Below are 8,933 nucleotides of genomic sequence, written 5' to 3'. Positions count from 1 at the left end.
GCCGTTCATGTTTGTAGACATTTCCTGCGCTCAAGAGACGATGAACCCCCGTCTGATGTTGAAGCACTGATTCGAAGAAACGTTTTGCCGATTCGCCCGATTCGACCAGGGCAGCAGAATACGCGCAAAACACGCTATAAATCATCTGTAAGCTTCGTCTACAGAGTAGCATAAATCGGTTCGAATGAACATTTTTTAAGCGGATTGTCTATCCGCTTGTTTGCTGTACACTTTTTTCAGACTGCACCAAAAAAACAAACGGCACAGGGGTTTCCCTCATGCCATTTTGGATTCCATTTCTATTCTCGGTCAATGTCATTGAGTTAACTTAATGACATTGCCCTGGGGGATACTCTTTTTTTGAGACGAAATCGCCGAAAGTGGATAAAGAGTGCCCCTGGGGATACACATTGAGGTGAAATCGCCGAAAGTGATGAAAGAGTGCCCCTGGGGGACACACATTGTGGTGAAATCGCTGAAAGTAGTGGAAGAGTGCCCCTGGGGGATACACAATGAGGTGGAATCGCTGAAGTAGCGAAAGAGTGCCCCAGGGGGATACACATTGAGGGTGAAATCGCCGAAAGTAGTGGAAGAGTGCCCCAGGCGGATACACATTGAGGTGAAATCGCCGAAAGTGATGAAAGAGTGCCCCTGGGGGATACACATTGAGGTGAATTCGCCGAAAGTAGCGAAAGAGTGCCCCTGGGGGGCACACATTGAGGTGGAATCGCCGAAAGTAGCGAAAGAGTGCCCCTGGGGGACACACATTGAGGTGAAATCGCGAAGGTGAGGTACCCAGTACCCCACATTCGCGAATTTAACTCGAATTTCCCACAAGAGGGGTACCGAGTACCCCTTGCCTAACGAGGAGAGCTAACCGCAAACGCCGCTCCGGCCCACTCATAGTCCGGGTCTTCCTGCGTCCCGTCCTTGTACGTCGTAATGAGCGCCCACCGTTCCTTGCCGCTTACATTCGGATACGAAGCGTGGAACAGCAAGTCGTGGAATATGACCGCATCGCCGCGGCGAGCCTCGAAATCCAACACATCCGAGTCCGCAATTTGTGTCATATCGATCCGATTGATGAAGCCAAGGTCGTCCACCACTTCGCCGTCATGAGATACCGTACCTTGCTGGTGGCTGCCTGGAACGAGCCGCAAGCAACCGTTGCTTGGCATTGCATCATCAAGCGCGATCCAGACCGAGAACTTATGGCTGCCGTCCCAATACGGATGGTCCTGATGCCAAGGGGAGCCGAAGTCGGTGCCTGCATTTTTGAGCACAACTTTGTCGCTCAAGAAGACGATATGCTCCCCGATGATCTCACGCAGCGCTTCCACAAGCGAAGGCTTAACCGTAGCCTGCTTGAATAACGGACTCCGCAAGGTCATCCCCACCAACACGCCTGACCGCCCGGGATCATGCTCTTTCACAATGGCGATACACGCGTTCTTGAACGCTTCGATTTCATCCTCCGAATACAGCTGCCTCATGATGTAGTAGCCATCTTGCTCGAACTGCTCCTTAATCGAACTCGAATTGCTGCTCATACTCACCTGGACTCACTCCTGTTCACCGAATGAAAAGCGGGTTAAACCCAAACAAAAAAAGCAGATCCATAGCGGCTCTGCTTTCTCTAAGCTGGTTTACATATTAGCGCGCTGAAGTGGCTTCGCTTTGCGCATCGATGCGGATACGCGATCCGCACGCGACACGAGGCGATAAACGATATCTGCAAGCAGAATCCCTGCGATTGCATCGAACAAGACATGCTGCTTCACAAAGAACGTCGATAGAATAATCGTAGTCGACATCGTGTAAATAAGCAACTGATTAATGCGGCCGCGGAACTTGCTTGTGTACAGAGCTTTCATCACCATATAACTGGAGAAGCAGTGGATGCTCGGGAAGCAGTTAAACGGTAAATCCCGGCCATACACGTAACCCAGCAAGCGCGTAATTGGATCGGTACCCGAAATTGAAGGGCGCGGCACCGTCGTTTGGAACACCATATAGATGCCATAGCAGACTAAGGCGCAGATCACATAAGTGATGAGCGAGCGGCGGTAGACCGCGGGATCTTTAATAAAGAAATAGATCAGACAGATGTAAATATAGAAAATCCAAACGGAATACGGTAGAACGAATATTTTTACGAGTGGAATCGCCCGATCGAGATCGGTCACTAGGCTATATACTTGGGTTGCCGGCTTATTGGTCAGTGCATATAGCCAACCCATCACCGGAAATATAAGCATACTGATTAAAGGCACAAAGCGTTTCATTGGCCCCTCCCTCACCTTATACATGATGTTCATACTAGCAAGTCGTCTAGCAATCTTGTAATAATAAGATATTGTGATAGAGGTTGCAAGTATAAAAAACAGACAAAATGCAAAGAGGGCGTAAAAATATGGCAAAGATTGCAATTGTTGATGACGAAGCGCATATTAGAGAGCTTGTTAAGCTGTATTTGAACGACGAGGGCTTCGATATTGCCGAGTTTGCGAATGGGGAAGAAGCATGGCAATACATCTCGTCGCACCAGGTCGATATGGTCATTTTGGACATTATGATGCCTCGCATGGACGGCTGGGAGCTGTGCCGCAAGATTCGTGCATCAAGCGACATGCCGATCCTAATGATTACGGCAAAAGGCGAGTCCGAGGAGAAAATCAAAGGGTTCCAGCTGGGCACCGACGATTATATGACGAAGCCGTTCGATCCGATGGAGCTCGTCGTCCGGGTAAAAGCGCTGCTGAGGCGATTCCGGATTACCGCATCGCAATCCGTGCCGATTGGCAAGCTCGTGCTCGACCGTTCCAGCTATCAAGTCGTGTACAAAGAAACGGGCTCAGCTGTGACCATTCCGCTGAAGGAATTCGAGCTGCTGTATAAGTTCGCGAGTCATCCGGGCCAGCTGTACACAAGGACGACCCTGATTGAGCAGATTTGGGGATATGAGTATGAAGGCGATGAGCGGACGGTCGATGTTCATATTAAGCGGCTTCGGGAAAGGTTTGCAGAGGAGGAGGTCGCCTTCCGCATCGTGACGCTGCGCGGTCTCGGCTACCGGCTGGAGGTGCTGAATGATTAAGTCGCTCTATGTGCGAACGGTCTTTATTTTTATATTCGCGGTTATCGTAAGTTTGTTCCTGGCTTTTATGTTGGCGACGAGGCTGTACAGCCAACAAGTTCAGGACTTAAGCGATAAACAAATGATCGATAGCGGCAAGCAAATCATTTCCATCATTCAGAAGCTTCCTCCTGGAAGTTCCGAGGTGTTCGAAGCAGCGATCAGAATGCCGGGATTCCGGGTCGGGATTGTCGATGCAGACGGTACGATCCTTGCTTATAGCGGCGCTTCAAGCGGTAAACAGATGCCGTTAAAGGCGAGCCAAGTGCAGCATGTCATAAAAGGCGGCGTTTATCACGGCTTGCTCGTTCAGAACGGAAACCATCACGGCCAGCAGCTGCTTACCGGGCTTCCTTTTCAGTATCACGATCACCCCTATGCGCTCTTCATTTCACCTGAGCTCGACAAGCTGTTTGAGTTGTTTCGCAGAGTGATGTTTACGATCCTGCTGAGCGTGCTTGCATTCGGCAGTTTAATGACTCTCCTTGCATCGAGTTATATCGTCAAGCCGATACTTCGTCTGACGATTGCAACGAAACGGATGGCGCAGGGCGATTTCAGCATTGGGCTGCAGTCGAAGCGCAAGGATGAGATAGGCGTGCTGACGGAGAGCTTCAACGAGATGGCGGGTTCACTGCAAACGATCGATCAGCTTCGCTCGGACTTCGTGAATAATGTCGCGCACGAGTTTCAATCTCCGCTAACGTCCATTGCCGGGTTCACGAAAGCGCTCAGGACGAAGAAGATGGAGGACGAGCAGCGCCAGCATTATCTGCAAATTATTGAAGAGGAGAGCCTGCGCTTATCCCGGCTTAGCGCCAATCTGCTCCGTCTGTCCGTGCTTGAACATGATAAAAAGCCCGCGCATCCTTCCTTCTACCGGCTGGATGAGCAGATTCGCCGCATTATTATTGCAAGTGAGCCGCAATGGCATGCCAGCGGTCTTGCGCCAGAGCTGTCGCTTGCCGATGTGACGATATTTGGCGACGAGGATAGTCTCGATCAGGTGTGGCATAATTTGATTAGCAACAGCATCAAGTTTGCGAAGAACAGCGTTCTCGCGATTTCGCTTGCTGTACATGACGGAATGGCCGTCGTCACCGTGCGTGACCAGGGGAAAGGCATTCCGGCGGAGGCGCTTGCGCATATTTTTACCCCTTTCTACAAGGTGGACAAGTCGCGTGATTATGCGGTAAAAGGGAACGGGCTAGGCCTCTCTATCGTGAAGCGAATTGTCGAGCTCCATCAAGGTTCAATCGAGGTGAGCAGCACGCCGAATCTGGAAACCGTGTTTACGGTTCGACTGCCTTTGAACGCCGCTGTCAAAAATTTGTAACGCCCAGTACATATTGAGTTCAAAAATGTACGGTATAGTTGCCAGTATAAAAAGAAAAAAGAGGAGAGAAACCACAACATGGCTTGGCTTAGTCGATTTAGTTTGAAGAATAGTGTAGCAGTCATCATATTGTGTTTGCTCGTTCTAGGACTTGGCTTCTATTCGGCAACGCAAATTCAGCAGCAGACGTTCCCGGACGTTGATTTTCCGGCGGTTGTCGTAACGGCTGTCAGTCCCGGTGCTTCCACGGAGGAGCTTGAAACCGAGGTTACGGGGCCGGTCGAAGAGAGCTTGCAAGGCCTTAAAGATTACGACTCGCTGACAAGTACAACTTCCGAGAATTCGGCGAGCATTATTTTGCAATATCCGTTTGGCACGAATATGGAAGATAAAGTGAAGGATGTCGAGACGGCGATCGCGAAGGTCCAGCAGTCCGACAAAGTGAAGCTTACCGTTCAGCGTCTGTCCTTCGGTGCAGCGCCGATCTACGAGGCGGCTGTGTTCTCGTCGAAGGGCGATCCCGAAGCGCTCCAGAAACAGCTCGAAACGCAAGTTGTGCCGAAGCTGGAGAAAGTGGTTGGCGTAAGCTCGGTCACACTGAAAGGTACCATCTCGCAAGAGCTTCGAATTGAAGTGGATAAAGACAAAGCGAGCCAGCTTGGCATTTCGCTTAACGCGATTCAATCGGCCATTCAACAGCTTGACTTCGCAATGCCGCTTGGCTCTGTAACAGAAGACGATACGTCGATTCCGATTCGTCTCGTCGGCAAGCTGTCGAACCTGCAGCAGATCAAAGATCTTGAGCTGTCAGCTGGTGCTAGAGCAGGAGCGGGTGCTGCGTTTGGCGGCGGAGAAGGTGCAGGTGCAGGTGCCGGACAAGCTGGAGCAGGCGCAGCGGCCAAAGTGAAGCTGTCGGACATCGCGACTGTAACGACCATCTCGAAGCAGGATGAAATCGCGCGTTTCGACGGTCAAGAAAGCTATGTGATCCAAGTCGCAAAGACACAGGACGCGAATACAGCGGATGTATCGGATGCGGTCAAGGACGTGCTTGAAACGTACAAAACGAAGGCAAACCTCGATATTCACTTGATCCAGGACCAAGGCGCGGAAATCAAGAAATCGGTCAATTCGCTCATTCACGAAGGGCTTTACGGCGCGCTCTTTTGTGTCATCATTATATTCCTGTTTTTGCGTAATATACGGGCGACCTTAATCTCGATCATCTCGCTGCCGATCTCGGTATTCGCGACGATCGCGCTGATGCATCAAATGGGGTATACGCTCAACATTATGACCCTCGGCGGCATCGCCGTTTCGATCGGCCGTATCGTCGACGACAGTATCGTCGTTATCGAGAACATTTACAGATGGCGCCAGGAAAAAGGCCAAGAGATGAACGGCAAGGAGCTCGCGTACAAAGCGACGAAGGAAGTTATCGGCGCTGTCGGCTCCTCGACAATCGCAACGGTCGTTGTATTCCTGCCGCTGGCATTCGTAACAGGCATCATCGGTGAGTTCTTCCGTCCATTCGCGATTGCGGTCGTTATCTCTATCGTGACATCGCTGCTCGTAGCGATGATGCTCATTCCGGTGCTTGGCGCGAAGTTCTTCAACCGCATAAAGCCGCATAAAGAAGGCGGCCGATTTATTAGCTGGTACGAGAGAGTGATTCGCGGCGCGCTTCGCCGCAAAGGCTGGATTCTTGCGCTTTCCATCGTGATTCTGATTGGATCGTTCGGTACGATTCCATTGCTTGGCGTAACGTTCCTGGATGCAGGCAGCGTTCCTTCGATAGGCGTCGATCTGACGATGCCGTCGCAAAGCACGCTTGACCAGACGAACAAAGTCAGCGAGAAAGTGGAAGGTTATTTGAAGGATCTGAATGGCGTCGATAACTACACGGCTAGCATCGGCGGCGCAGACAACCCGTTCGTGAAGATCGGTAACACATCGAATAAAGCAAGCTTCACGGTTCAGTTCAAAGAAGGTACGGTCATGGATAACATGATCGACAATGTCGGCAAAGATTTGCAGGCGCTCGTGAAGAAAGAATCGCCGGAAGCGGTCGTGAACGTCAAGGAAGGCGAGCAGAACGGCCCGCCGTCAGGCAACGGCGTTGATGTAAGCTTGTACTCCGATGATCTGACATCGCTCTCGCAAGCAGCCGTTCAAGTCGAGAACCTAATGAAATCCAATGCGAATATGAAAGACATTACCAACAACCTGAAGGACGTCACGCCGAAGTGGGAAATGACGCTGAACAAAGAGGGCAAAGACCTGAATGTCTCCTCGCTGCAAGTTATGGCGGCAGTCAATGAACAGCTTCGTCCGGTCGATGTCGGCACCTTCACGCTGGATAATAAGCAGCGCGACATTACGATGTCGTACTTGCAGCAAATTACGAACAAAGCACAGCTGGAGAGCATCACCATCCCTACGATGGGCGGTATGAAACAGCTGAAGGATATCGTTGATATTACAGAAGCGAAAGCGCCTGTCGCGATCAACCATGAAGATTTGAAAATGTACGCGAAGGTATCGGGTAACGTGAAGGATGCCAAGCAAACAGCAACTGTGACGAAGGCGATCACGGATGACATTGACAGCCTATCGCTGCCAAGCAACGTCGAAGTGAAAATCGGCGGCGGCTCCGATATGATCAACAGCGGCTTCCAAAGCATCGGTATCGCGATGGTTGCGGCAATCGGTCTCGTATTCCTCGTCATGAGCATGACGTTCGGCGGCTTGCTGACGCCAGTTATCATTCTGTCGTCGCTGCTCTTCGTACCGGTCGGTTCCCTCGGCGCGCTGCTTATCACAGGCAACGCATTGTCCATGAGCTCGATGATCGGCATGCTTATGCTCGTCGGTATCGTCGTAACGAACGCGGTCGTTCTTCTCGACCGTGTTGAGAAGAACCGCAAGAGCGGCATGGAGCTGCGCGAGTCCCTCGTAGAAGCGTCCAAAACAAGACTAAGACCGATTCTGATGACAGCTTGCGCAACGATCCTTGCATTGCTGCCGCTCGCTTTCTCCGAATCGTCGACAAGCTTGATTTCCGGCGGACTAGCCATTACGGTAATCGGCGGTCTGACAACTTCTACATTGCTCACGCTCATCGTCGTGCCAGTTATATATGAACTGACAGGCAAACGCCGCAAGGTGGAGAAGGAAATTCAATTCTAATTGCTGTTGATTAAGCAAAAAAAGCGACCGCCGTCATGGCGAGTCGCTTTCTTGTTGATATTCGTTGTCACTATATTATGAATGTAATAGAATGAATATAATATCTTTTCGTAAATTGAAAATTTTTCTAAACAGTATTTCCCATACATGACCGAAGGTGGAGTTATAACATGCCTGCAACAATCAAGGATGTCGCCAAAAGGGCGGGAGTAGCTGTTTCGACAGTATCCTATGCGATGAATAACTCACCGAAGATCAGTGAGGAGACGCGCCGCAAGGTGCTGCGCGCTGCGCAGGAGCTTAACTTCCGGCCCAGCGGTGCGGCTCGGAATTTAAAGAAACGCAAGACGCAGACGATCGGACTATTCCTCTACGATCTCGGCGGACCCTTTTACAGCCAGGTCATTGAAGGGATACAAGAGGTCGTGACCTCGCACGGGTTCAATCTGGTCGTGTGCAGCACTTTCGGCGGCGAGACGAGCTCCGCGCACCGGTTTATTAAAGAGCAGTTCGTCGACGGCGCGATTATAATGGGCACGCAAATTAGCGACGAACTCATTCTGCAATCGGCATCGGAATCATTCCCGATTGTCGTGCTGGATAGGGAGCTCAAAGGCGACTACGTTCACAATGTACTCATCACGTACGAGCAAGGCGCCTATGATGCGGTCACTCACCTGATCAAGCTGGGGCGGCGCAATATCGAGTTTCTGAGCGGACCTGTCACTTCCTTCGATAATTCGCTACGCTATAATGGCTACAAGCGAGCGCTTCAAGATCATGGTCTTCAGGTGCCGAGCCGGATCAGCTTGTTCGGACGTTGCATGGAGGTGGGCGGTTACCAAGCGACGAAAGTGATGCTGGCCGGAAGTCAGCTGCCGGATGCGATCTTCGCGGCGAATGACGAGATGGCGATCGGCGCGATCCGCGCATTGACCGAAGGCGGCGTTCGCGTGCCGGAAGATATCGCGGTTGTCGGTTTCGATAATATTATTCTGGGGCCTTATATTAATCCGCCGCTTACAACGGTCGGGCATTCCAAGTATGAAGTAGGCGCGATTGCGACGCAGCTCATCTTCAGCGCGCAGAAGGAAGGGAATTCGATTCTTCTTCCGACGCAGCTTATCGTCCGCAAGTCGTGCGGGGCGAAGGATAGTTACGCCGAGCAAAAATAAAGCAGCAGTCTTCGAACGTATAAATGGCTGGGTCTTGATGACCCATGCCTTGCATACGTGAGACTGCTGCTTTTTTTGTGCTGTATTGCATGTTTAC

6 protein-coding genes are annotated in these 8,933 nt (G+C 51.2%); 4 read left to right on the top strand and 2 right to left on the bottom strand.

Features of this window, described 5'->3' with window-relative positions; translation table 11 throughout:
• Nucleotides 1-860: 860 nt before the first annotated feature.
• Both A8990_RS18885 and A8990_RS18880 read right to left on the bottom strand, forming a co-directional pair.
• Nucleotides 861-1,550, bottom strand: coding sequence for a phytanoyl-CoA dioxygenase family protein (locus A8990_RS18885; protein ID WP_116190596.1), 690 nt, complete (start codon nucleotides 1,548-1,550; stop codon nucleotides 861-863).
• Between the two features lie 96 nt (nucleotides 1,551-1,646).
• The gene (locus A8990_RS18880; protein ID WP_181909665.1) at nucleotides 1,647-2,285 is read right to left on the bottom strand and encodes a phosphatase PAP2 family protein; all 639 of its coding nucleotides are present in this window, start codon (nucleotides 2,283-2,285) and stop codon (nucleotides 1,647-1,649) included.
• 128 nt (nucleotides 2,286-2,413) lie between these two features.
• On the opposite strand from A8990_RS18880, the gene A8990_RS18875 reads away from it, so the two are divergent.
• The 4 genes from A8990_RS18875 (at nucleotide 2,414) to A8990_RS18860 (ending at nucleotide 8,836) form a co-directional block, all read left to right on the top strand.
• Nucleotides 2,414-3,097 (top strand): response regulator transcription factor, encoded by a 684-nt coding sequence (locus tag A8990_RS18875; protein WP_116190594.1) that lies wholly within the window; start codon nucleotides 2,414-2,416, stop codon nucleotides 3,095-3,097.
• Nucleotides 3,090-4,472, top strand: coding sequence for a sensor histidine kinase (locus A8990_RS18870; RefSeq protein ID WP_116190593.1), 1,383 nt, complete (start codon nucleotides 3,090-3,092; stop codon nucleotides 4,470-4,472). Before A8990_RS18875 ends, A8990_RS18870 begins: the two co-directional genes overlap by 8 nt.
• Nucleotides 4,473-4,550: 78 nt before the next feature.
• A complete protein-coding gene (locus A8990_RS18865; protein ID WP_116190592.1) occupies nucleotides 4,551-7,661 on the top strand; it encodes an efflux RND transporter permease subunit in 3,111 nt (1,036 codons plus the stop codon).
• A 170-nt stretch (nucleotides 7,662-7,831) separates the two neighbouring features.
• A complete protein-coding gene (locus A8990_RS18860; RefSeq protein ID WP_116190591.1) occupies nucleotides 7,832-8,836 on the top strand; it encodes a LacI family DNA-binding transcriptional regulator in 1,005 nt (334 codons plus the stop codon).
• The last annotated feature ends 97 nt before the right edge of the window (nucleotides 8,837-8,933 follow it).

The organism is Paenibacillus taihuensis (assembly GCF_003386535.1).
Lineage (GTDB): Bacteria > Bacillota > Bacilli > Paenibacillales > Paenibacillaceae > Paenibacillus_Z > Paenibacillus_Z taihuensis.
This window is presented reverse-complemented; position numbering and strand designations above follow the sequence as displayed.